The organism is Tenacibaculum larymnensis (assembly GCF_028829235.1).
GTDB classification, from domain to species: domain Bacteria; phylum Bacteroidota; class Bacteroidia; order Flavobacteriales; family Flavobacteriaceae; genus Polaribacter; species Polaribacter larymnensis.
In genome coordinates this window covers 1-1527 of record NZ_JAIWJY010000027.1, presented here as the reverse complement: position 1 = coordinate 1527, position 1527 = coordinate 1, and the positions used below count along the sequence as shown (strand labels likewise).

Below are 1527 nucleotides of genomic sequence, written 5' to 3'. Positions count from 1 at the left end.
TCAATATTTAGCAGGACATCGTCATATAAGCTCTACAGAGCGTTACCTACAAGACGATTTAGAAAGCCTACACGATATGGTGAACAACTTCCACCCAATAAGCTAAAAAGCGAATCATACAAAGGGGCACCTGCTTAGAAGGCAGGTGGCCTATGGTGGATGGATAAAAGCCTACACTTACCACCGCATCTGTACTTTATGGCATCCAAAGCTAGTACAGCATATTGTTTTTTGCATCGTCCACTGCTCATTCCACACACAAAAATCTGCAAGCAGTATTTTTGTACGCTCCATGTATCCACGTAAAAAAACAAAAAGCTGTAGCCAACGCACTAGCCATAAACTACCCAAAGCTATGTTAACATAACGGGTAGTTATAGTCCTCTTACGCTTCCCTCCAGGGGCTATAACTCCATTATGTGTAAATAGCCGCTTCCTGCCCCAGCACGCCACCGCTACTGCCAAACCAACCGCTACACCCAACGCCTGCGCACTACGTTTTGGATATACAGTTGCAAGCAACGCCACCGCACCGCATTTGCATACAAAAAGCGTCGCAAAATCCTCGCTTGCTACAAGTGTTCGCAAGCTCACATCTTTGCTAGTTTTTGCACACAACTCGTTCCTTGGAATGAAAAACAAGCCATTTTAAAAACTTAGGATTATCAGCCACACCAACTACCTCTAAATCCTAAGTTTTTAAAACGTTCGCCTGATAGATTTAAACAACTATTAGCCTACTAGAATCTAAATTTAGACCCACATTGTTTTATTATAGTAAACATAAATCAGAAAGATGATAAAGATTATTTTAAGGAAAAAAGATGAAACTACGGAACTAAAAATAGTTGTCCTTTTATTATTTAATGGGCTTACATACCTTGCAAACAAAGGACTTAAAAATAATGTCCTTTGGTATTTAAAACAGGTTTAATACCATTGCTAAAAGTTTTTTAAAAAATAATACAAAGTAGACTTTACTATTTTGTTTTTGTGATTACAATAAGGTTAATAATAATTAAGATAAAAATAAAAAAAATGAAAATAACAGCAGAAAAAGTAGAAATCGCTCTTCCATGGTGGGTAATAGCATTAATAATTTTAGGGATTATAATAGTAATAAAAATAACCCCTGATGATGTATTAAGTGTTATAAGATTAGCAGCCCAAAAGTTCATAAAATAGTTAATGAAATTAAAGTGTTTACTAACTGTAAATATCGCCTTGTTTAGTTCATTGTGATAACTTAACTTTGGTGCTTAAATCAGAGAAAAAAATGGAAGAAAAAAAGAAAAATGCTCTTGAAATAATGGGAGAATTAACAGTAGTAGGACATGCTACAGCTTTAGCTATTAAAGAAGATTACATAGAAGCTATGGCTAAGCTTGAAAATGTATCTAAAGAAGATATAGAGAAAAGATTAGCTGAAAAGATAAAAAAGAACAAATTAGCAGTTAAAGAAAGGCTAGTATAATTATAGATAACTCCTATACGAGCCGTATATAAGCCGTATATGTTCCGACTTAT

At 34.9% G+C, this 1527-nt stretch carries 2 protein-coding genes; both read left to right on the top strand.

Translation table 11 applies throughout. The features are described from left to right. Positions 1–1038: 1038 nt before the first annotated feature. A complete protein-coding gene (locus LCI24_RS16865) occupies positions 1039–1185 on the top strand; it encodes a hypothetical protein (protein ID WP_274641422.1) in 147 nt (48 codons plus the stop codon). Between the two features lie 91 nt (positions 1186–1276). Continuing rightward, complete coding sequence (locus LCI24_RS16860; protein ID WP_274641421.1) at positions 1277–1474, top strand: hypothetical protein; 198 nt, start codon at positions 1277–1279, stop codon at positions 1472–1474. Positions 1475–1527: the final 53 nt, after the last annotated feature.